The organism is Zoogloea sp. 1C4, from assembly GCF_009469605.1.
Lineage (GTDB): Bacteria > Pseudomonadota > Gammaproteobacteria > Burkholderiales > Rhodocyclaceae > Zoogloea > Zoogloea oryzae.
Genome location: NZ_SSXU01000015.1, coordinates 1 through 22,224 on the forward strand (window position 1 = coordinate 1; position 22,224 = coordinate 22,224).

A 22,224-nucleotide genomic window follows, 5' to 3' on the forward strand; every position below is an offset into this window, starting at 1 on the left:
TTGCGGTGTTTGATGAACTGGACGTGCTCGATGCCCTGGCCCGCGGTGCCGAGCAGGACGCCCCCGACGCGCCGCCCTTCCTGCGCCTCGCCCCGGACGCCCTCGAAGCCTTCACCGACTGGCGCACTGGCCTTCCACCTGGCGGACGGGCACGCCGGCCCGGTGGGCTTCGCCTCCACCCTGCGCGCCCTGCATTGGGCCGTCTATCTCGAAAGCCACGCCCGCCGTTGCTACGGCATGGCCCACGACGGCGAAGCCGACGCGGCCCGGCGGATCGTGGAGCGGATCAAGAAGGGCGATCTGCCGCGGGAGGGGTTCGGGAGCCGGGACGTGTGGCGCCGGGGATGGTCCGGCCTGGCCGATCAAAAACGGGTCGCTGCCGGGCTTGATCTGCTGGTGGAGCTGGGGCACCTGGAGGCTTGGCAGGAGCCGACCCGGACCAAGCCCCGAACGCTGTACTTCGCCAACCCCAAGGCGAACCCGCCAGCCCGGCACTGATGGCAGAAAAAACCGCCCATACGTGCCGGGCGGGCACTGCCAAAACTGTCTTTTCTCAATTTGGCAGTTTTGGCAGTGACCCCGCGGGGGTGTTATGGGGGATATTTTCGTGGGCGAGCGGATGCGCTATCCCTCGCCCTGGCGATAGGGGAACGGGTTTGCTGCAGCTCGCTCAATGTGTATCCTACACACCATGAACAGCGCCGACGTGATCCGAATGCTCAAGGCCGATGGCTGGGAAGAAGTCGCCGTCCGCGGCAGCCATCACCAGTTCAAGCACCCTAGCAAGCCTGGCCGGGTGACAGTGCCGCACCCGAAGAAAGACCTTCCGGCCGGCACCCTGCATTCGATCCTGAAGCAAGCCGGCATCAAGTAACGGAGACCCTGCCATGCGCTACCCCATTGCAATTGAACCCGGCGACGATACGCACGCCTGGGGCGTAGTCGTTCCCGATCTGCCGGGCTGCTTCTCGGCTGGCGATACCCTTGATGAAGCCATTGAACAGGCCCGCGAAGCGATCATCCTTCATCTCGACGGCCTCCTTGACGATGGGGGGGCAATCCCCCAGCCGCACCCGGTAGGCGAGCACCAGGGCCGGCCCGAGTTCGCGGGCTGGGTGTGGGCAGTGGTTGAAATCGATCCTGCCATGCTCGATACCCAAGTCGAACGGGTGAATATCACCCTGCCGCGGCGGGTGCTGTCCCGCCTGGATCGTGCTGCCCGCGCTGCCGGCGAAACCCGCTCAGGCTACATCGCCCGCCTGGCCCTGGGGGAGCGGGTGTAGATCGCCCCTTCCGTACTCTCGATCCGAGCAACGCCGGGCACGCCCCGGCGTTGTGCTTTCTGGCCCGGTGTGAACCTTTCGAGTAGATCAAAACCCAAACCTTTTGAGCCACCCCAAAAGGGGCGCTTCCTCTATAGCTCAAAACAGTTGTTTTGAGTTTTGAGCTAGGCTAACATCTGACCCATAGATTTTGAGCCAGAAGGAAGCCTGCCATGTCTGCAATCGTCGCCTACGTCCGCGTCTCCACCGACGACCAAACCTGTGAGAACCAGCGCCGCACCATCTCGGCACGCTACACCGTGGGGAAGTGGTTCTCTGACGATGGCGTGTCGGGTGCGGTGGCTGCTACCCAGCGCCCGGCCATGTCCGCCCTGCTCGCCTACGTGCGCGAAGGTGACGTGGTGATCGTCGCAGCAATCGACCGTCTGGGCCGCAACACCATTGACGTGCTCTCGACGGTGGAAGCCCTGAAGGCGAAGGGCGTCTCGGTCGTCTCGATGCGGGAAGGCTTCGACCTGGCGACACCGGCCGGCAAGCTCATGCTCACGATGCTGGCCGCAGTGGCGGAACTGGAACGGGAAAACCTCAAGGCCCGCCAGCTCGCGGGGCTTGAGCGAGCAAGGGCCGAAGGCAAGAGCCTTGGGCGAACCAAGGCCATTGATGATGCCGCCGTGGTCGCATGGCGTGCGGAACACTCTGCCAGCATCAAGGCGACTGCGGATCACTTCGGAATTTCGGCCGCAAGCGTGAAACGGGCTTGCAGCAAGGGCTAAATGCAAAGCACGAACACGGTCAGGCGTGTGGCTGGCACAATCGCTGAAACCCCTTCAGCGATTGTGTAGCTAAGAGCGTAGCTAACAGCAAAACTAAAACGCGAAACCCGCTCCACTACTGGATTTCAAGCCTTCATGAAGATCGCCACCTGGAACGTCAACTCCCTCAAGGTCCGCCTGCCCCACGTGCTCGACTGGCTGGCCGTCAACCAGCCGGACGCCCTGTGCCTTCAAGAGCTCAAGTGCGAGAACAAGGCCTTTCCCCTGGCCGAGATCGAAGCTGCCGGCTATCAGGCCCAGTTCAACGGCCAGAAGACCTACAACGGCGTGGCCATCCTCACCCGCAAGCCGCTGGCCGACGTGAGCTTCGACATCCCCGGCTTTGCCGACGACCAGAAGCGCATCATCGCCGGCACGCTCGACGGCGTGCGCATCGTGTGCGGCTACTTCCCCAACGGGCAGGCGGTCGGTTCCGACAAGTTCGCCTACAAGCTGGCCTGGCTCGAAGCCCTCACTGGCTGGCTGCGCGCCGAGCTGCTCGTCACGCCCCGGCTGGTGCTGGCCGGCGACTACAACATCGCCCCTGAAGACCGCGACGCCCACCCAGACTGGGAGCACGAGATCCACGTCTCGGTGCCCGAGCGCGACGCCTTCAAGGCGCTGCTGGGGCTGGGCCTCGTGGATGCCTTCCGGCTCTTCGAGCAGCCCGAAAAAAGCTTCTCCTGGTGGGATTACCGGATGATGGCCTTCCGCCGCAACTTCGGCCTGCGCATCGACCACCTGCTGGTGTCGCCGCCGCTGGCCGAAAAGTGCACCGCCTGCGTGGTGGACAAGACCCCGCGCAAGCTCGAACGCCCCTCGGATCACGCCCCCGTGATCGTCGAGTTCGCCTGAGCCATGAACACCGACGCCCTGCCGGCCACGCTGCCCGCCCTCTACCCGATCCTCGCCGCGCTGCCCGAGGCCGCCCGCCAGCGCCTGGCCGAGCGCGCCCGGAAGATGCAGCTGCCGCCCGGCACGCCGGTGTTCGACGAGCGCCAGTCGTGCCAGGGCTTCCCCTTCGTGATCGACGGCAGCATCCGCGTCGTCAAGGCCGCCCCCAACGGACGCGAGCTGCCGCTGTACCGGGTCGCCCCGGGTGAGACCTGCGTGATCTCCTCGGCCTGCCTGCTCGGCCACACGCCCTACAACGCCCGCGGCATCACCGAGACCGACACCACCCTGCTGGTGCTGCCCAGCGCCGATTTCCAGGCCCTGCTGGCCGAGCCAGCGTTTCGGGATTTCGTGTTCCAGCTGTTCTCCGAGCGCATCGCCGATCTCATGCAGCTGATCGAAGAGGTGGCCTTTCGAAAGCTCGACCAACGCCTCGCCGCGCTGCTGCTGGGCAAGGGCCAGCGCCTGCACACCACCCATCAGCAGCTCGCCGACGAGCTTGGCAGCGTGCGCGAGATCGTCTCCCGGCTGCTCAAGAACTTCGCCGCCCAGGGGCTCGTTGCCCTGTCGCGGGAGCAGATCGAAATCCTCGACCCGGCCGGCCTGCGCCGGGTTGCCGGCGGCTGATCCGCCATCCGGCGGCTATGTAACCTTGGTTACAGACGCCCCAAGCAGCAGATGCTGAAATACGCTCACTCAACTAACCAGTGCGCCAGGAGGCCATCATGAAGACGAATGTGGGCGGTATCGACAAGGTTTTGCGGATTGGCGCAGGTGTGGCGCTGGTGGCCTGGGCGGCCCTCGGCGGCCCGGTTTGGGCGTGGATCGGCGTCGTGCCGCTGGCCACCGGCCTCACCGGCTTCTGCCCGGTCTATCCGCTGCTGGGCATGAACACCTGCCCCATGAAGAAGGACTGAGCATCCGCCGGCGGCCTGCGCCGCCCGATGTCGAAACCCGGCTCCGCCCTGTGGCGCAGCCGGGTTTTTTTACGACATTTAACGGCAGATGGCTGCGTGTTTTGCAAACTTTTGTCCCTCTTGCAGACGTTGCCACAGGGCATCCTGGCGCCCCCTCCTATCCTGCGGCGGTCCCGTTCCGGGCTCAACTCGCAAGAAAGGATAACAACGATGAACAAGATTTCCATGCTGGGCATCGCCTCCCTGCTGGCCTGCGGTAGCGCCTTTGCCGACGCGCCGCCCGCCGATGGCCAGTGGCGCGGCGCCGGTGGTGCCGGCATGTCGATGTCCACCGGCAACGCCCGCAACAGCAGCCTGAACCTGGTGGTGGACGCCGCCCGCGTCACCGCCGTGGACAAGCTGTCGGTGTACGGCCAGGCCCTGTTCGCCCAGTCGAAGAAGGACAACGACACCAGCACCACCGCCAACATGTGGCGCGCTGGCACCCGCTACGACCACAACCTCAACGAGCAGCTCTTCGGTTTCGGCGGCCTCGACCTGGAACACGACCAGCTCAAGCACCTCGCCCTGCGCGGCGTGCTGAGCGGCGGCCTGGGCTACCACCTCATCAAGAACGCCGACACCACCTGGGACGTCTTCGGCGGTGTGGCCTACAAGATGGATCGCTACATGTCGCCCGGCGTGATCATCGACAACGACAGCCGCCGCAGCTACACCAGCCCCGAGCTGATCCTCGGCGAGGAATCCACCCACCGCCTCACCGAGACCACCAGCTTCCGCCAGCGTCTGGTGCTGTTCCCCAACCTGCGTGACACCGGCGAATACCGCGCGATCTTCGACGCCGGACTGGCCGTCGCCATCAACAAGACGATGAACCTGACGCTCAGCTTCCAGGATCGCTACGACAGCCTCGCCACGTCCCCGGCCAAGCAGAACGACACCCTGTTCATCGCTGGCGTGAACGTGAAGTTCGGCGCCCAGTAAGCTGCACCACCCTGCGTGCTGCTCGCCCGGGCGGCACGCATCCTACGCGCCTTCAGCGCACGCTCCAGAACCCGATCCGCCCCAGGCTGGCCGCCAGCCGCAGCCGCGTTGCCCGCCACGTTGCCAGGGTATTGATGCGCTGCTGGGCCGCGTCGGCCATCGCGCGCTGGGCCTCCAGCAGCTCGAGGGTCGAACCCACGCCCGCCTTGAAGCGCCCTTGGGCCACCTCCAGGGATTTGGTGGCGTAACCCAGGAGCTTCTCGGTGCTGCCCAGGGCCTGGGTCTCGCTCTGCAGGCCCTGCCAGGCCTGCCAAACCTCCAGCGCCACCTTCTGCTCCACGCTCTGCAAATCGGCCGACGCCAGATCGAACTCGGCCTTCGCAGCGCGGGTCTGGTAGTGGCGCGAGAAGCCGTCGAAGATCGGTACCGAGAGCTGCAGCGCCACGCTGCGGTCGCGCTGGGCGATGTCCGGCAGATCGGCGCTGAAGTCGCGCCCTGTGTGGCTGCGGCTCGCCGCCACGCTGAGGGTCGGCAGGTAGGCCCGCTCGGCCACCGCGATGCGCGACCGGGCGGCCGCCAGCCGCGCGCGGGCCGCGGCGAGCTCCGGATGGCTGGCCTGGGCCAGCTCGAGCATCTCGCCCACGCCCTTCACGAAGCTCGTATCCGGCAGCCGGGCGTCGTCCGCATCCACCGCCAGCGGGCGATCCGGCGATTCGCCGATCGCCACCGCCAGCCGGCCGCGGGCGTTGGCCAGCGTGCCCTCGGCCCGCACCCGGGCCAGCACGGCCTGGGCGAAGGCGGTCTGGGTCTGCAGCTTGGAGGTCAGGTCGCCCACCCCGGCCGCGTGCTTGGCCTCGGCCGACATGAAGCTCTGCAGGTTGATGCGCTCCACCTCCTGGGCCACCGCCAGCTCGCCCTGGGCGCTGAGGAGCGCGAAGTAGGCGTTGGCGGCGTCGAGAAAGACCGTCTGCACGCCCAGGTTCTGGCTGGCGACGGCGGCCAGCAGGGTCTGGCGGACGCTGTCCACGTTGGCCTCGCGCTGGCCAAAATCGAACAGGTTCCAGGCGAGGTCGAACTGGGCGACGCGGCTTGAGCCGTCGTTGCGCGCCGTGCTGCCGCCCTGGGCAACCGTCTGGCCAGTCTTCGCCCGCGAGAGCGTGCCGTTGATGGTCGGCAGATAAGCCGACCGGGCCGCGCCCAGCCGGGCCGCCTGAAGCTGGCTCTCCGCCCACGCCGCGCGAGTGCGCGGATCGCGGCACAGGGCGCGCTTGACCACCTCGGCAAGGCTGATCGTGCCGCCCGCCACTGGCGCCGGCAGCGGCCCCGGGCAGGCCGGGCCGCCCACCAGCTCGGCGTCCAGCGGCAACTGGCCCGGCTGGGGCAGGCTCGCCAGATCACGCCCGCTCACCAGCGGATCGAAGGCGGCGGCGCTGCCCCAGGCAGCCGCGAACATCAGGGCCAGGGCGAGGCGGCGCATCAGGAGGCCTCCGCCACGGCCGGCGCACCGTTCTGGCGAGCCAGCAGCTCGGTGATGGTCATGTCCTCCACCACCTTGCCGCCGCCCAGCGCCACCACGCGCTCGGCGCTGAGGATGGTCTCGGGCCGGTGGGCGATCAGGATGCGGGTCAGGTTGAGGGACTGGATGGCCTGGTTCACGGCCTGCTCCTTTTCCACGTCCAGGTGGCTGGTGGCTTCGTCGAGGATCAGGATGCGCGGCCGCTTGTACAGCGCCCGGGCCAGGAACAGGCGCTGCTTCTGCCCGCCCGAGAGCACCGTACCCATGTCGCCCACCAGCGTGTTGTAGCCCATCGGCAGCGCCGCGATCTCTTCGTGCACCTGGGCCATGCGGGCGCATTCCTCGATGCGGGCGCGGTCCGGCGTCGGGTCGAAGAAGCAGATGTTGTCGGCGATGGAGCCGGCAAACAGCGTGTCGTCCTGCATCACGGTGCCCACCACGCTGCGCATCGCCTCGCCGCCGTTGCGACGCAGGCTGGCGTCGCCGATCATCACGTCGCCCTCGCCGGGCGGAAACACGCCGAGGATCAGGTTGATGAGCGTGGTCTTGCCGCAGCCCGACGGGCCCACGAAGGCCACCGACTGGCCCGGCGGGATGGTCAGGTCGATGCCGTCCACGACCCACGGGTCGGTCTCGGCGTAGCGGAAGCGCACGCCCTGCAGGCGGATCTCCGGCACCGGCACGGTGTCGGCGGTCTGAGCCAGGGCTGGCGCGGATTCGGGCTTGGTAAGCACGATGTCGGCCAGCCGCTCGCCCTGCAAACGCAGCATGCGCAGCTCGAAATACTTTTCCACCAACCCGGCAACGCGGTTGTCGAACTGGTCCTTGTAGGCCTTGAAGGCCATCAGCACGCCAACGGTCATCGCCCCGTCGAGCGCCAGCCGGGCCCCCATCCACAGGATGGCGATGCCGACGAGCCCGAAAAGCAGCCCGTTGGTGGTCTGGAAGGCGATGGACAGGCGCTGGGTGCGCACGCCGGCATTGACCTGCTCGGCCACCAGCCCGAGCCAGCTCGAACGCCGCTCATTCTGGCGCTGGAACAGCTTGACCGCCTTGATCCCGCGCACCGTCTCGAGGAAGTGCGACTGCTGGCTGGCGTGATGGACGATCTCCTGCTCGGTGGCGAGGCGCAACGGGCGGAACCACATCGCGCGGATCAGCCCGTAGGCGACCATCGCCCCCACCGCCAGCCAGGCCAGCGGCGGGCTGTAGATGAACATCATGGCCAGCGTGACCGCCGACATCAGCCCGTCGATCAGCGCCGAGAAGAAGGACGCGGTGAGCTTGGACTGAATCTCGTCCACCGCCCCGAAGCGCGACACGATGTCGCCCAGATGGCGGCGCTCGAAGTACGACACCGGCAGCCGCACCAGATGGGCGAACACGTTGGTGCGCCACTGCAGGCTGAGGTTGGTGCCGATGTGCAGCAGGATCCACGAACGCAGTGCGCCGAAGATCTCCTGAATGATGAGCAGCAGCCCGAAGCCCAGCGCCAGCGTGGTGAGCAGGTCGCGGTCGGCCGACACCAGCACGTGGTCGATCACCCACTGCAGGTAGAAGGGGCTGACCAGCGCGAAGATCTCCAGCGCCACCGCCAGCGCCAGCACCTGGGCACCGGCGCCGAGCAGGCCATCGACGCGGCCGATGAGATCGCGAAAACGGATCGCCGGCGGCGGCGCCGAGGGTTTGAAATCGGCCGACGGCCACAGCTCCAGCGCCACGCCGGTAAAGCTGCGCGAGGTCTCGTCCAGACTCACCCGACGCAGCCCGCTGGCCGGATCATGGATGAGCAGGCCGCGGCGGGTCACCTTCTTGAGCACCACGAAGTGGTTGAGGTTCCAGTGCAGGATGCACGGCGTGCGCAGCTGGTCCAGGTCTTCCAGATCCAGCCGCAGCGGCCGGCTGGCGAGACCCAGGGCGCCCGCGATGCCGATCAGCTGGCCGAGGGTGGCGCCATGCTGGGAGATCGAAAACTGGCGCCGCAGCTGGGCCAGATCGGTGCGCCGGCCGTGGTAGCCGGCCACCATGCCGAGACAGGCGAGGCCGCACTCGGTGGCTTCGGTCTGCAGGATGACCGGCAGGCTGCGGCCAAGGAAAGGGGGCAGGCTCGGGATCAGGGACATGGGCGGGAACAGGTTGAGGTCGGCATCACAGCTTGCCGGTGATGCTGATGAGGGGCTCGAGCACCCATTCGTAGAGCTTGCGGCGCTCCTGCATGATGTCGGCCTGCAGCTGCATGCCCACCTGCAGCGGGCGCGCCTCGCCGTAGGCCTGGATGGTCTGGGCGTCCAGGTCGGCGGTGATGCGATACACCGGCTCGGCGCTGGCCGTCTCGCTCATCAGGCCGAGGGCCGACAGCTCCTGGCTGGACAGCGACACCCGCGCCACCTGGGCCACCCGGCCCGGCAGGTGGCCGAACTTCTGGTAGGGGTAGGGATCGAGGCGGATCATCACCCGATCGCCCTCCCGCACGAAGCCCACCGCCTTGCTGGGCGCAAACAGATAGGCCTGCAGCCGCCCGCCCGGCGGCACGATGGACACCACCGGCCGGCTGCCGTCGACGCTGTGGCCCACTTCGGCGGTCACCGCGGTGGCCACGCCATCCCGCGGAGCAACCACCAGCACCTGACGGCGCAGTTCGCTCTCGACCAGCTCCTGATCGGTGCTCGACAGGCCCCGGCGCAGCTCGGAAATCTGTTTGGACTGCTCCAGCGGCAGGCGCGTAAGCTCGCCCCGCAGCAGGGTGAGTTCGCGCTGCACATTGAGCCGGTCCCGCTCCAGCGCCTGCAGGCGCGAGCGCTGGTCGATCAGGTCGGCCTCGCGCAGCTGCACCTGCTCGGCGGCGATGTAGTCCTTGTCGAGCAGGCCCTTGTAGCGGCGCAGGGTGTCCTCGGCCAGCGCGACGCGGCTCTTCTGGCCGTCGATGGACTGAGCGATGACGCGCAGCTCGGCATCGAAGGCGGCCTCCTTGCGCTGCAGGTTGGCGCGCTGCTCGATCTGCAGGGATTCGGTCTTGCCCAGCTCGGCGCGCAGGCTGTTGCGACGGGCGGTGACCTGCTCCGAGATTCCAGCCAGCCCGCTGGACGCGGTGTCGCTCCGGCGGTCGAGGGACAGCACATAGAGCACGTCGCCCTGGCGCACGGCCTGCCCTTCCTGCACGCGCTTCTCCACCACCACCCCGGCCTCGCGGGGATAGACCTTCGACCATCCGCCGGCGGGCAGCAGCTGGCCCGGCACGGTGGCTCGCTTGGTGTAGCTGCCAAAGGCAAAGAAGGCGATCAGCGCCGCGCCGCACAGGGCTGCGACAAGCGCGAACACCGCAAAGGACAGCGGCTGGGCCAGCACCACGGGCCCGAGCCAGTTGGTCCGCTGGGCCTCGAGGGCTTCGGTTCGAAACAGGGAATCGTCGTTCACGGAATGCGGCAATCAGCGCTGGGCGGGGTCATGGCGCGCAGGATGGCAGCGCTGCCCGAAACGGGCGAAGAACTATTCCATAGGGAACAGCGCCAATCCGGCCAGAGCGTGCGAAATGACCTACTGCCTGGAAATGACAACGGGCCACCTCGAGAACCGGGGTGGCCCATCGGTGCCGGGCACCTCAAAAGGCGACCGGCTCAACCCGATTCAGCAGCGATCAGCAGCCGTACTTCGGGGCGGTGTAGCAGGTGGTCGGAGCCGGCTGGCAGGGGGTGGGGGCCGGCTGACAGGGCGTCGGGGCCGGGGTGCTGCAGGACTTGAACAGGCTGGAGAGCAGGTTCAGCTTGAAGGACAGCAGGCCACCGAGCAGACAGAAGGTGCCACCGGAAACGTTCTGGACTTCCTTGGCGGACAGTTCGCGAATAGCCATTTGAAACCTCACTTGGTTGATTGAAGGCGAAAATTTTATTTGCCGCAACGCCCCGGAGTGGGTTTCGCTGCGACACCTCCAATCTATTCGTCCCCTGCCGGGCGGGCCGTGATGTATTCACGCCCCTGGAAGCCTATTTTTCAAATTTGACAGCAACCAACAAAACCACCCGAAAGACATCTTTAACTGCTGTCAATTTACGGGTTTTGCCGATTAACCCGATTTTTTCGCCACGTGATTGGCGATGCGCACGAAGTCCTCGACGCTCAGGCGTTCGCCGCGCAGGCCGGGGTCGATCGCCAGCGCGGTGAAATCCCCTTCGTCGAGGTAATCCCGCAGGGTGTTGCGGAGGGTCTTGCGGCGCTGGCCGAAAGCCGCGGTGACGATCTTGCCCAGCAGCGCGTAGTCGTCGGCGGTGCATTCGGCTGCCGGGCGCGGCACCATCCGCACGATGCTCGACATCACCTTGGGCGCGGGCCGGAAGGCCCCCGGCGGCACGTCGAACAGCCGGGCCATGTTGAAGCGATACTGGAGCATCACCGACAGCCGGCCGTACTCCTCGGTGCCGGGCTCGCCCACCATGCGCATCACCACCTCCTTCTGCAGCATGAAGGTCATGTCCTTCACCTTCTCGGCAAACTCGGCCAAGTGAAACAGGATCGGGGTGGAGATGTTGTAGGGCAGGTTGCCCACCACCCGCAGCGGCACGCCGTCGGGCACGATGCTGGCGAAATCGAACTTCAGCGCGTCGCCCTCGTGGATGGTCAGCCGCTCGGGCGGGTGCTTCTCCTTGAGGCGCGCGATGAGGTCGCGGTCGATCTCCACCACGTGCAGGTGGCCCATGGCCTCCATCAGCGGCTCGGTCATGGCGCCGAGGCCGGGGCCGATCTCGACGATGCGCTCGCCCTCCTTGGGGCGGATCGCCTCGATGATCTTGCGGATGATGTTGGGGTCGGACAGGAAGTTCTGGCCAAAGCGCTTGCGCGCCTGATGTTGCTCGCTCATCCGGGTTTCCTTCCGGTGTGGTTGCACTGCCCGTGGCGGGCAGCGGTGTCAGTTCCTGCGTTCCCAGGCGGCGATGGCCTCGCGCACCCGCGGCACGGCGGCAAAGCCGGCCTTCTCGCCTTCGAGGATGGCCTCGTGGCGCTGCTGGAAGTTGGTGGCCGCAAGGCCGCGCAGCTCGGGGCGGATCACGATGTCGGCGGCAGTGAGCTCGTGCTTGCCGAGCGCCCCGCCCATGATCGAGATGGTGTCGAGGAGCAGGTCCAGCGTGCCCTGATTACGCTTGCCGCTGGGGCGCGCCGAGATGTCCACGGCGATCACCAGATCGGCGCCCAGCGCGCGCGCCTCGCGGGCCGGGATCGGTGCCACCAGGCCGCCGTCCACGTATTCGCGCCCGCCGATGACGACCGGCGGAAAGACGCCGGGGATCGACGACGAGGCTCGCACCGCAGTGCCGGTGTTGCCGCGCTGGAAAACGATCGGCTCGCCACTCGCCAGATCGGTGGCGACCGCGGCAAAGCGGCGCTTCAGGCCATCGATGGGGCGGTTGCCCACGTTGGCGTTGATGAACTGCTCCAGCCGCTCGCCCTTGATCACGCCGCGATCGAACAGGCTCCAGTCGGTGACGGACGCCTCATCGAGCTGGATCGCCAGCTTCTGCAGCTCGAAAGGCCCGTGGCCGGCGGCGTAGAGGGCGCCGACCACCGAACCGGCGCTGGTGCCGATCACGATGTCGGGCGCGATGCCGCTGGTCTCCAGCGCCTTGATGACGCCGATGTGGGCAAATCCGCGGGCCGCGCCACCGCCCAGGGCCAGCGCGATCTTCGGCTTGCGGGCGATGCGCGGCTCGGGCTTGACCGGCTGGGCGCCGCAGGCCGCGAGGCCCAGCGCGGCAAAGCCGCCCAGAAGGATGCGACGACGGTCGATCATGCCCGCCCCCGCGCCTTGGCCATGGTGATGGCCAGCTCGACGGCAGCGAACAGGCTGCCCGGATCGGCGCGGCCGGAGCCGGCGAGATCCAGCGCGGTGCCGTGGTCGACGGAGGTGCGGATGATCGGCAGGCCGAGGGTGACATTCACCCCGCCGCCGAAACTGGCGTGCTTGAGCACCGGCAGGCCCTGGTCATGGAACATCGACAGCACCGCGTCGCCCTGCTGCAGGGTGTGGGGCACGAACAGGGTGTCGGCGGGCAGCGGGCCGACGAGATCCATGCCCTCGGCGCGGAGTTGTTCGAGCACCGGGATGATGGTGTCGATCTCTTCGGTGCCCATGTGGCCGCCTTCGCCCGCGTGGGGGTTGAGCCCGGCGACGAGGATGCGCGGCGCCGGCAGGCCGAAGTCGCGCACCAGATCGGCGTGGAGGATGCGCAGGGTGTCGCTGAGGAGCGGCCGGGTGATGGCGGCGGACACGTCCTTCAGCGGCAGGTGCGTGGTGACCAGCGCCACGCGCATCCCGCCGCCCACCAGCATCATCACCACCAGCGGCGTGCCGGTGGCTTCGGCGAGGTATTCGGTGTGGCCGGAGAAAGGCACACCCGCATCGCAGATGATGCCCTTGTGCACCGGCGCAGTGACCATCCCGGCGAACTCGCCCGACTTGCAGCCGGCGATGGCCCGGTCGAGGATGTCGAGCACGTAGCGGCCATTGGCGGCGTCGAGCCTGCCGGGCACGGCGGGCACGGCCAGCGGCACGTGCAGGACTTCGATCGCGCCGGGCCGGGCGCTGCCGCCGGGCTGGTAGTCGATCACGTCGACCGAGGGTTCGACGGCATGAACCCGCGCCGCGATCATCGCCCGATCGCCCAGCACGACCAGCCGCGCGGGCCATTCATGCCGCGGCAAGGCCGCACAGAGATCGGGACCGACGCCGGCCGGCTCGCCGCTGGTGATGGCCAGGATGGGATGGGACATGATGTTCAGGGCTTTCGGGAGCTTCAAGGGCGAAGGGCTGGCACCTGGGCCAGCCCTTTGTCGGGAATCACCGCGGGCCCGACGGCGAGGGCCGTCGAGCCGGGCGGCTTACTTGTCTTCGAGCCGGTATTCGACGTAGGCCCGGTCGCGCAGCTGGCGCAGCCAGTCCTGGTAGGCCTCGTCGGACTTGCGCTCGCGCAGGGCGTTGCGGGCGGCGGCGCGCTTGCGGTCGTCGGAGACATCCTGCACCCGGCGTTCCTCGACGAGGATCAGGTGCCAGCCAAAGGGCGATTTGACGGGCTGGCTGAGCTCGCCGGGCTTGAGGGCGTCCATGGCCTGCTCGAAATCGGGCACGGTGTCGCCCGGGTAGATCCAGCCCAGATCGCCACCCTTGGCGGCGGAGATGTCGGCGGAGTGCTGGCGGGCCAGATCGGCAAAGCTGGCTCCACCCTGGACGACGCGCTCGCGCAGGTCGGTGAGGCGGCGCTTCGCGTCGGCGTCGGACACCACTTCGCTGGTCTTGATCAGGATGTGGCGGGCGTGGGTCTGCTGCACCTGGGCGGGCGGCACACCCTGGCTGCCGCCCTTGCGCTCGATCATCTTGACCAGGTGGAAGCCCGCCGCGCTGCGCAGGATCGGGGTGACCTCACCCGGACGCAGGTTGGCGATGGCCTCGGCGAACAGGCCGGGCAGCCGCTCGGCGCTGCGCCAGCCGATGTTGCCGCCAGACAGGGCGTCGGGCGCGTCGGAATAGCTGGCAGCGAGTTTGTCGAAGGCTTCGCCCCGGGCGATGCGGGCGGCGACGTCTTCGGCCTTGGCGCGCAGGCGGGCGAGCTGCTCGGGGCTGGCGCTCTCGGGGGCGCGGAACAGGATGTGGGCGAGGTTGTACTCGGCCTGGCCGACCACGTTCTCGGGGTGGGACAGGAAGTTGTTCACCTCGGCGTCGGACACCACGATGCGGCTCTCGACCTCACGCTCGCGCACGCGGCCGAGGAGGATCTCGTTGCGCACTTCCTCGCGGAAGCGTTCCCAGGTGATGCCGTCCCGCTCGAGGGCTTTGCGGAAATCGGTCATCGACAGCTTGTTGTTGTCGGCGATGCGGCCCAGGGCGCGTTCGAGGGTGACGTCGTCCACCCGCAGGGAGGTTTCGCCGGCGAGCTGGATCTGCAGGCGTTCGATGATCTGGCGTTCGAGCACCTGACGCTCGAGCACGTCGGACGGCGGCAGCGGCGTGCCCTGGCGATTCAACTGGCGGGTGACCTGTTCGACCCGCTGACGCAGCTCGGCCTTGGTGATCACCTCGCTGTTGACGACCGCCACGATTCGGTCGACCTCGACCGGGCTGGCTGCCAGGGTGGCGTGGGCAAACAGGGACGCTGCGATCAGGGTAGCGATGAGTTTCATGGGGTTGGGGTGGTCTTTCAGAATTCGTCGTCGTCACTGCCAACGTAGGGCGTCGAGCCCTCGTTGATCTTCCCATATCCGGGCACGTTGCGCTTGAGCATGGTGAGCGGGCTGGAGCCGATGCTGCCGGCGCCGTTGAACTCGAGCTGGAAGAAGAACGAGCGGTTCACGTCGGTGGAGGTGGTGACGAGCTGCTGCACCACGCCGCGGAACACCCAGCAGCCGGCGTTGTATTCGATACCGGCGATCCCCTGGGTGAGGCGGTGGTCACGCAGGTTGCGGTTGTATCGGGCGACGCCGTACAGGTTGCCCCACAGCGGCCACTGGCCGGAGATGTCCAGATCGCGGAAGCCGTCGGGCGACTTGGGATCGGTGGAGTAGTTGTGCTTGTAGCGCCAGCTGACCGACACCGCCCGGGCGTAGGCGGGCTGGAAGCGCACGCCGACATTGAAGCGCTCGGTCCAGTTGTCCCGCGGGTTGTACTGCCACGCGGTGTCGAACTGGAACTTGGGCATGAAGGTGGCGCTGAAGGCGGCGAGCAGGTCGGCCTGTTTGCCGGTTCGCATCGGCGCGCCGTCAGCGAGGGCGACGCGCTGATCCACCAGGTAGTAGCGCTGGCCCAGCGCGGCACGCACGGTCTCGGCGCCGGTATTGGGGTCGATCAGGCGGCTCTGCAGCGCGGTGGTGACCTGGTTGGCGTTGGAGATGCGGTCGCCGCCGGTGTAGACGTTCTCGGCGAAGATCTGCGCGAAGTTGAAATCGTAGAAGCCGGAGTCGAAGTTGGGGATCTTCGACTGGTCGGTGTAGGGCACGTAGAGGTAGTACACCCGCGGCTCGAGGGTCTGGATGTAATCCCGGCCGCCGAAGCTGGTGTCGCGCTCGAAGGTCACGCCGGAATCCACCGAGAAGATGGGCAGCGAGCGCGACTGGCTGGTGTCGCCGGTGGGGGTGCCCCGGTAGTCGATGTCGTAGCGGGTGGCGTGGACACCGATCTTGGGCGTCACGTAGAAAGCGGAGGTCTGCAGCGGCAGCGACAGCTGCGGGTAGAGCGTGAGGCGGCGGCCTTCGGTCTGGGTCGGATGCGAGAAGGAGACGAACTCGCTGGCCAGATGGAAGGTGGTGCCGCCGGGCAGCTCGGGCCGCAGGGCGTTGAGGGTGAGCTGCGGCAGGCGCTTGTAGGGCTCGGAGCGGACGCCGGTAAGGGTGTCGGGCAGGGTCTGGAACGACTGCAGCATCGCGCTGGCGTTCCACCAGCCGCCCCCGCCGTAGGTCAGGCTGGCCTGGCGCGGGATGTTGACAGTGGAGGTGAGCGTCAGACGCGTGGAGAGATCGGTGAAGTACTTCGGGTCGGAAATGCCCGCAAAGTTGATGTTGCCGGCCCAGCCATCGCCGAAATTGTGATCGTGGCGGATCGTGCCGGCGTAGCGGCTGCGCTGTTCGACCTGGTCGTTGGGCAGGTATTCGAGGTAGGTGATGCCCCGGTAAGTCGGCGTGACGTAGCGCGTCTCGTTGCGCATCTGCAGGCCGCGCAGGCCCATGTAGCGCAGCGTGAGGGTGTCGTCGTAGTTGGGCGCCAGGTTGAAGTAGTAGGGCACCGACAGATCGACGCCGACCTTGTTCGAGGTGCCGAAGGTGGGCGACAGCACGCCCGAGCGGCGCGCCTCCGACAGCGGGAAATCGGCCCACGGCAGGTAGCCCAGGGGCAGGCCCTTGAACACCAGGGTGCCGCCCTTGGCTTCGCCCACTTCCCGGTCGTAGTCGAGCTGCAGCTCGTTGGCGCGGATGTACCAGTCGGGCCGCTCGGGCTTGCAGCTGGTCCAGGTGCCATTGAGGAAGCGGAACTGGTTTTCGCCTTCGAGTTCGAGGCTTTCGGCCGAGCCGTGGCCGGTGAGGGGCTGCTGGGCGCGCGGCACGGACTGCCCCGGCAGCAGGATCTGCCCCGGCGGCGCCGGGCGGCCCGGACGGCTGATGGTGTACTCGGGCGAATCGAAGGTGCCGACCTGCTCCTCCACCTTCATGCGCATGTGAGGGCCGGTCATGGTGTCGCCGGCGCGGGTCACGCGGACGTTGCCGGTGGCCTCGACCTCATCGGTCAGCTCGAAGTAATGGAGCTTCTCGCCCTCGACGCGGGTGTTATCGCGCCGCAGCTCGGCAGCACCTTCGGCCACCGCGTCCACATCCTGCAGGCCCGACACCTTGTCGCCGGTGATGACCGTGGTGCCGGGCTTCAGCGCCTGGACGGGGGCTGGCGCGACCGCTACGGGCACGCCCCGGCTCACCCGGGCCGGCGGCACGGGCTTGTCGGCAGCCTTGGCTGCGGGCCTGGACGTGGCGGCGGCCGGCGTCGGGGCCGGTTTCAAGGCCTGTTTGTCGGTGACCACCGCGGGGGCCGGATCGGAGACCGCCGGTGCGGCCGCAGGCGTCGGCGCGGGGCCGAGCAGTGCAGGCGACACAAAGAAGGGCGGAAGCGTTTCGGCTCCGGCACGCCCCCACAAGGCGAACAGGGCGATCGACAGAAAGCGCAACTGGGTACGAGGTTTCATCCCGGGACAGGAACCAGCCGGCGAGCCGACCGCATGGTTTGATAAACTGCGCGATTTTACACGAACCCCTCACCGACTCCCGTGGAACGACGCCAACAACTCCAGTCCTGGATCGCCGCCGAATTTCCCGGCCGCGCCTTTGAAATCGCTCCGGCCAGCGCCGACGCCAGCTTCCGGCGCTACTTCCGGGTTACATTCGCTGACGATTCCGTGCCGCTGATCGTCATGGACGCCCCGCCCGCCCACGAAGATTGCCGGCCCTACATCAAGGTGGCCGAGCTTTTCGGGGCCGCCGGCGTGCATGTGCCGCACATCCACAAGCAGAATCTCGAAGAAGGTTTCCTGCTCCTGTCCGACCTGGGCAGCACCACCTACTTCCAGGCGCTCACCAAGGACAACGCCCACAACCTCTACGCCGAAGCCCTCGGCGCGCTGATCTCGATCCAGCTCGCCAGCCGCCCCGGCGTGCTGCCCGAGTACAACCGCGAGCTGCTGATGCGCGAGCTGGAGCTCTTCCCGGTGTGGTTCGTGGGCCGCCACAAGGGCGTCACCCTCACCGAGAAGCAGACCGCCGACCTCTACGACGTGTTCGACCGCATCGTCGACGTGAACCTCGGCGAGCCGCGCGTCTTCGTTCACCGTGACTACCACTGCCGCAACCTGATGGTGAGCACGCCCAACCCCGGCGTGCTGGATTTCCAGGACGCCGTGTACGGCCCCCTCACCTACGACCTCGCCTCCCTGTTCAAGGACGCCTACATCCACTGGGAAGAGGATTTCGTGCTCGACATGCTGGCCCGCTACTGGGAAACCGCCCGCCGCCTGGGCCTCCCGGTGCGCCCCGATTTCGCCGAGTTCCATCGCGATTTCGAATGGATGGGCGTGCAGCGCCACATCAAGGTGCTGGGCATCTTCGCGCGGCTGTATCACCGCGACGGCAAGGACGGCTACCTGAAGGACATGCCCCTCGTCATGCAATACCTGCGCAAGGCCTGCGAGCGCTACGGCGAGCTCAAGCCCCTGCTGCGCCTGCTGGAGCAGCTCGAGCCCACCGTCACCGAAGTCGGCTACTCCTTCTGAGCGCCCCGCGATGAAAGCCATGATCCTGGCCGCCGGCCGCGGCGAACGCATGCGCCCCCTCACCGACACCTGCCCCAAGCCGCTCCTGCCGGCGGGCGGCAAGCCGCTGATCGTCTGGCACATCGAACGCCTCGCGGCCGCCGGGGTCACCGGCCTCGTCATCAACCACGCCCACCTGGGCCAGATGATCGAGGACGCGCTGGGCGACGGCGCGCGCTTCGGCCTGCCCATCGCCTACTCGCCGGAAGGCACGGCACTGGAAACCGCCGGCGGCATCGCCCGCGCCCTGCCGCTCTTGGGTGACGCGCCCTTCATCGTGGTCAATGGCGACGTGTTCTGCGATGCCGACTTCGCCGCCCTCGCCCGGGTGGCAGAAGGCCTCGCTGCCGACGGCCCGCTCGCCCACCTGCTGCTGGTACCCAACCCCACCCACAACCCCGCCGGCGACTTCGGCCTGCTGCCCGACGGCCACCTGGCGGACGACGGCCGCGGCGAACGCCTCACCTTCTCGGGCATCGGCGCCTACCACCCCGCCCTCTTCGCCGACGTGGCCCCGGACCAGCCCGCCAAGCTCGCCCCGCTGCTGCGCGCCGCGATGGCCGCCGGCAAGGTCACCGGCGCCCGCCATGACGGCCGCTGGGTGGACGTGGGCACGCCCGAACGCCTCGCCGAGCTCGACGCCAGCCTGCGCACCGCCTGAACAAACCACCAAACCTGTCGCCCCCGATATTTGCCCTGGATCAACACGCAGTAATTCAGGGAGAATAAAGTGAAATCCGCTGCCGCCTTTGGGCCTGGCGGCGCCTTTCATCGTCGGGAGAACAACAATGCGCGCCAGGCACCTGCGCCACCTGATCACACTGGCCGCCGCCGCCATCCTCGCAGCCTGCGGCGGAGGCGGCGGCGGTTCGTCGCCCACCACCCGCGCGCCCCTGCCCCAGGTGGTGTCCGACACCAATCCGGTCGGCGACCGGATCGACCTGCGCAGCCGCAACTACTTCCCGGCTGCGGCAGGCGACAGCTGGACCTACGACTACATCCAGAACGGCGTCACGACAAGCAACCTGGTCACCCGCACGGTCGGCAGCACCACCGCCGACGGCTACACGATCTCGGAGCGCGTCGGCAGCGACCTGCCCGATACCGAGACCTATCGCCGCACCGGTGCAGGCCTGGCAGTGCCCGACTTCACTGACGGCAGCACGCCCGCCGCCGCACGCACCCTCATCGGCGAGATCCTGATGTATCCCGAGCCCTTCTACCCGACGGGCGCCACCCGCAGCATCGTCCGGCAGGGGGACTGGGGTGCCGATGCGGACGGCGACGGCATCAACGAGAGCTTCCGGCTGGAGATCACCCAGCAACTCGTTGGTCTCGAGAACATGGCGCTGCCGCAAGGCGCCGCCGAGACCGCGCGTTTCCGCACCGTCACGGCGCTCACCCTTTCGCCCTCGTCCCTGGCGAATACCCCCTACACCGTCACCGCCACCGAAGAGACCTGGTGGGCGCCGGGCATCGGCCTCGTGCAAGCCGACCGCACGGCAGTGGACTCCAGCAGCGCAACGGTCATCGCGCCGTACCGGCTGCGAATCGCGAGCGGCACTGTCGGCGGCACGACGTTATTCGAGCTGCCGCCTGACGGCACCGTCACCAAACTCACCCTGACCCACAACGCCCTCGTCTTCGACGCCACCCGCAACCGCTACTACGCGTCGATTCCCGGCAGCGTGGCGGGCACCGGCAACAGCATCGCCACCATCGACGCCAGCACCGGCGCCGTCAGCAACTCTCTGGCAGTGGGCTCGGAGCCCTTTGCGATGGCCCTCGCGCCGGATGGCTCGGCCCTCTACGTGGGCCTGAACGGAAGCGGCGAAGTGGTCAAGCTCAGCCTGCCCGGCATGACCGAACAGTACCGGACGCGCCTGCCAACCTCCTACTTCTTCGGACGACAACTGGTGGCCAAGTCCATCGCCGCCTCGCCAGCAGAGGCCGACGTGATCGCCGTCTCCCTTCTTGATCCGCAGTCGTCCCCTGGCAGCGCGGGCGTTGCCCTCGTACGCACGGGCACGCTCCAGCCGCAGATCGCGGGCGGATTCATCTCGACCTCGGCAGCGATCGGCCCCATCGCATTCAACGGGACGGGCACGACGGTATATGGCTACGAGGATGAGACCAGTGGATACAACCTCTACGCCATGTCCGTCCGTGGCGACGGCCTGGTGATGGCCAATTCCACCGGCACCACTGGAGACTTCAGCTTGCGCAATGTGGACTGGACCAGTCAGGGCATCCTCATTGGCCGCAGCATCTACCGCGATGGCGACCTCGCCCTGCTCGGCACCAGCCCGTACGGCAGCTGTCGCCCCCTGCGGGTAGCCAACCGGATGGTGTGCGTTGTCAATTACGGCACCGGAAAACTGGTGACGGTCGACACCACGAGCTTCGCCACGGTCACGGTGCTCACTTTCAACACGGCGTACCGTCCGGACGATCCGAGCCAGCTCGTCCCGGGCGCCGCCGGCCAGGTCGCGATCCGCCTCGGCAGCAACTACCGCACCCAGCCCGCCACCGCCATCTGGCTGTTCAACAGCCCGATGCTCCAGTAAGCCGCCCTTTTCGCCGGGCGCGGACTTCTGCGCCGCGTCCGGCGATTGTCAGCAGGGGCGGAAGCGGCATATCCTCGCCGGTTCCCGACGCATCAACGGTTCTGCCCCATGCCCGTAGACATCGCCCCCTTCCAGGCCCGCCGCGCGCGGCTTCTCGCCACCATGCAGGCCGCCGGTGGCGGCGTGGCGGTCATCCCCACGTCGCCCGAGCGCCATCGCAACCGCGACACCACCTACGCCTACCGCTTCGACAGCTATTTCTACTACCTCACCGCCTTCCGCGAGCCCGAGGCGGTGCTGGTGCTGGTGGCCGGCGACACGCCCCGGAGCATCCTGTTCTGCCGCACCAAGGACGTTGAACGCGAGATCTGGGACGGCTACCGCTTCGGCCCCGACGCCGCCCGTGACGCCTTCGGCTTCGACGAGGCCCGCCCCATCGACGAGCTCGACGAGCAGCTCGGTCAGCTCCTCGCCAACCAGCCGGCGGTGTTCCACTCCATCGGCTACGAGCCCGAATGGGACCGGCGCATCGCCGACGCCCTCAACCGGGTGCGCGCCCAGGCCCGCACCGGCGCCCACGCCCCGGCCCAGATCCGCGACGTGCGCAGCCTGATCGACGACATGCGCCTCATCAAGGACGCGTCCGAGATCGCCACCATGCGCCGCGCCGCCGAGATCTCCGCCGGCGCCCATATCCGCGCCATGCGCGCCGCCCGCCCCGGCGTCTTCGAATACGAAGTCGAGGCCGAGCTGATCCACGAATTCCGCCGCCACGGCAGCCAGGCACCGGCCTACAGCTCCATCGTCGCCACCGGCCCCAACGCCTGCGTGCTCCACTACGTCGAGAACGACCGCCAGCTGGCCGACGGCGACCTGCTGCTGATCGACGCCGGCTGCGAGCTCGACGGCTACGCCTCCGACATCACCCGCAGCTTTCCGGTGAATGGCCGCTTCAGCGGCCCCCAGAAGGCGGTGTACGAGCTGGTGCTCGCCGCCCAGGCCGCCGCCATCGCCGAAATCCGCCCCGGCGCCAGCTGGAACGCCGGCCACGACGCCGCGGTGCGCGTGCTGGCCCAGGGCTATCTCGACCTGGGCCTCCTCACCGGCAGCCTCGACGGCGCCATCGAATCCGGCAGCTACCGTCAGTTCTACATGCACCGCACCGGCCACTGGCTGGGCCTCGACGTGCACGACGCGGGCGAATACAAGCTCGCCGGCGAGTGGCGCAACCTTGAGGCCGGCAACGTCCTCACCGTCGAGCCCGGCACCTACATCCGCCCGGCCGAAGGCGTGCCCGAGGCATTCTGGAACATCGGCATCCGCATCGAGGACGACGCCCTCGTCACCGACACCGGCTGCGACATCATCACCCACGCCACACCCAAGTCCGTGGCCGACATCGAAGCCATCATGGCAGCGCGCTGAA

General features: G+C 67.8%; 21 protein-coding genes. 12 read left to right on the plus strand and 9 right to left on the minus strand.

Annotated features, from left to right (window positions below):
• The first annotated feature begins 30 nt into the window (after positions 1 to 30).
• From GH681_RS16440 to GH681_RS16475, 8 genes are all read left to right on the plus strand, one after another.
• The gene (locus GH681_RS16440) at positions 31 to 498 is read left to right on the plus strand and encodes a hypothetical protein (RefSeq protein ID WP_153162588.1); all 468 of its coding nucleotides are present in this window, start codon (positions 31 to 33) and stop codon (positions 496 to 498) included.
• A gap of 193 nt (positions 499 to 691) precedes the next feature.
• Positions 692 to 874: a type II toxin-antitoxin system HicA family toxin gene (locus tag GH681_RS16445; protein ID WP_153162589.1), complete on the plus strand. Its 183-nt coding sequence runs from the start codon at positions 692 to 694 to the stop codon at positions 872 to 874.
• 13 nt (positions 875 to 887) lie between these two features.
• Complete coding sequence (locus GH681_RS16450) at positions 888 to 1,283, plus strand: type II toxin-antitoxin system HicB family antitoxin (protein WP_153162590.1); 396 nt, start codon at positions 888 to 890, stop codon at positions 1,281 to 1,283.
• A 212-nt stretch (positions 1,284 to 1,495) separates the two neighbouring features.
• Complete coding sequence (locus GH681_RS16455; protein ID WP_153162591.1) at positions 1,496 to 2,056, plus strand: recombinase family protein; 561 nt, start codon at positions 1,496 to 1,498, stop codon at positions 2,054 to 2,056.
• A 135-nt stretch (positions 2,057 to 2,191) separates the two neighbouring features.
• Entirely contained in the window at positions 2,192 to 2,950 is a 759-nt protein-coding gene (gene xth / locus GH681_RS16460; protein ID WP_153162592.1) for an exodeoxyribonuclease III, read from the plus strand.
• Positions 2,951 to 2,953: 3 nt separating this feature from the next.
• Positions 2,954 to 3,616 carry a Crp/Fnr family transcriptional regulator gene (locus GH681_RS16465; protein ID WP_153162593.1) on the plus strand — a complete coding sequence of 221 codons (663 nt, stop codon included), beginning with the start codon at positions 2,954 to 2,956 and terminating at the stop codon, positions 3,614 to 3,616.
• A 98-nt stretch (positions 3,617 to 3,714) separates the two neighbouring features.
• A complete protein-coding gene (locus tag GH681_RS16470; RefSeq protein ID WP_153162594.1) occupies positions 3,715 to 3,906 on the plus strand; it encodes a DUF2892 domain-containing protein in 192 nt (63 codons plus the stop codon).
• 210 nt (positions 3,907 to 4,116) lie between these two features.
• Positions 4,117 to 4,890, plus strand: coding sequence for a YdiY family protein (locus tag GH681_RS16475; RefSeq protein ID WP_194271259.1), 774 nt, complete (start codon positions 4,117 to 4,119; stop codon positions 4,888 to 4,890).
• A gap of 52 nt (positions 4,891 to 4,942) precedes the next feature.
• On the opposite strand, the gene GH681_RS16480 is transcribed toward GH681_RS16475, so the two are convergent.
• The 9 genes from GH681_RS16480 to lptD all read right to left on the minus strand — a co-directional run bounded on the left by GH681_RS16480 (position 4,943) and on the right by lptD (position 17,112).
• Entirely contained in the window at positions 4,943 to 6,367 is a 1,425-nt protein-coding gene (locus tag GH681_RS16480) for a TolC family protein (protein WP_153162596.1), read from the minus strand.
• Positions 6,367 to 8,529, minus strand: coding sequence for a peptidase domain-containing ABC transporter (locus GH681_RS16485; protein ID WP_153162597.1), 2,163 nt, complete (start codon positions 8,527 to 8,529; stop codon positions 6,367 to 6,369). Before GH681_RS16485 ends, GH681_RS16480 begins: the two co-directional genes overlap by 1 nt.
• A 25-nt stretch (positions 8,530 to 8,554) precedes the next feature.
• Positions 8,555 to 9,820, minus strand: a complete 1,266-nt coding sequence (locus tag GH681_RS16490) for an HlyD family secretion protein (RefSeq protein ID WP_228111944.1) — start codon at positions 9,818 to 9,820, stop codon at positions 8,555 to 8,557.
• 220 nt (positions 9,821 to 10,040) lie between these two features.
• Positions 10,041 to 10,253 (minus strand): hypothetical protein, encoded by a 213-nt coding sequence (locus GH681_RS16495; RefSeq protein WP_153162598.1) that lies wholly within the window; start codon positions 10,251 to 10,253, stop codon positions 10,041 to 10,043.
• Positions 10,254 to 10,466: 213 nt separating this feature from the next.
• A complete protein-coding gene (gene rsmA, locus GH681_RS16500) occupies positions 10,467 to 11,258 on the minus strand; it encodes a 16S rRNA (adenine(1518)-N(6)/adenine(1519)-N(6))-dimethyltransferase RsmA (RefSeq protein WP_153162599.1) in 792 nt (263 codons plus the stop codon).
• Between the two features lie 48 nt (positions 11,259 to 11,306).
• Positions 11,307 to 12,185: a patatin-like phospholipase family protein gene (locus GH681_RS16505; RefSeq protein ID WP_153162600.1), complete on the minus strand. Its 879-nt coding sequence runs from the start codon at positions 12,183 to 12,185 to the stop codon at positions 11,307 to 11,309.
• A complete protein-coding gene (gene pdxA / locus GH681_RS16510; RefSeq protein ID WP_153162601.1) occupies positions 12,182 to 13,165 on the minus strand; it encodes a 4-hydroxythreonine-4-phosphate dehydrogenase PdxA in 984 nt (327 codons plus the stop codon). Before pdxA ends, GH681_RS16505 begins: the two co-directional genes overlap by 4 nt.
• A 108-nt stretch (positions 13,166 to 13,273) precedes the next feature.
• Positions 13,274 to 14,569: a peptidylprolyl isomerase gene (locus GH681_RS16515; protein WP_153162602.1), complete on the minus strand. Its 1,296-nt coding sequence runs from the start codon at positions 14,567 to 14,569 to the stop codon at positions 13,274 to 13,276.
• Positions 14,570 to 14,586: 17 nt separating this feature from the next.
• Positions 14,587 to 17,112: an LPS-assembly protein LptD gene (lptD, locus tag GH681_RS16520; RefSeq protein ID WP_153162603.1), complete on the minus strand. Its 2,526-nt coding sequence runs from the start codon at positions 17,110 to 17,112 to the stop codon at positions 14,587 to 14,589.
• An 81-nt stretch (positions 17,113 to 17,193) separates the two neighbouring features.
• On the opposite strand from lptD, the gene GH681_RS16525 reads away from it, so the two are divergent.
• The 4 genes from GH681_RS16525 (at position 17,194) to pepP (ending at position 22,223) form a co-directional block, all read left to right on the plus strand.
• A complete protein-coding gene (locus GH681_RS16525) occupies positions 17,194 to 18,192 on the plus strand; it encodes an aminoglycoside phosphotransferase family protein (protein WP_153162604.1) in 999 nt (332 codons plus the stop codon).
• A gap of 19 nt (positions 18,193 to 18,211) precedes the next feature.
• Positions 18,212 to 18,892 (plus strand): N-acetylmuramate alpha-1-phosphate uridylyltransferase MurU, encoded by a 681-nt coding sequence (murU, locus tag GH681_RS16530; protein WP_153162708.1) that lies wholly within the window; start codon positions 18,212 to 18,214, stop codon positions 18,890 to 18,892.
• Positions 18,893 to 19,019: 127 nt separating this feature from the next.
• On the plus strand, positions 19,020 to 20,798 hold the full coding sequence (locus GH681_RS16535) for a YncE family protein (RefSeq protein WP_153162605.1): 1,779 nt from the start codon (positions 19,020 to 19,022) through the stop codon (positions 20,796 to 20,798).
• 108 nt (positions 20,799 to 20,906) lie between these two features.
• Complete coding sequence (pepP, locus tag GH681_RS16540) at positions 20,907 to 22,223, plus strand: Xaa-Pro aminopeptidase (RefSeq protein ID WP_153162606.1); 1,317 nt, start codon at positions 20,907 to 20,909, stop codon at positions 22,221 to 22,223.
• Position 22,224: the final 1 nt, after the last annotated feature.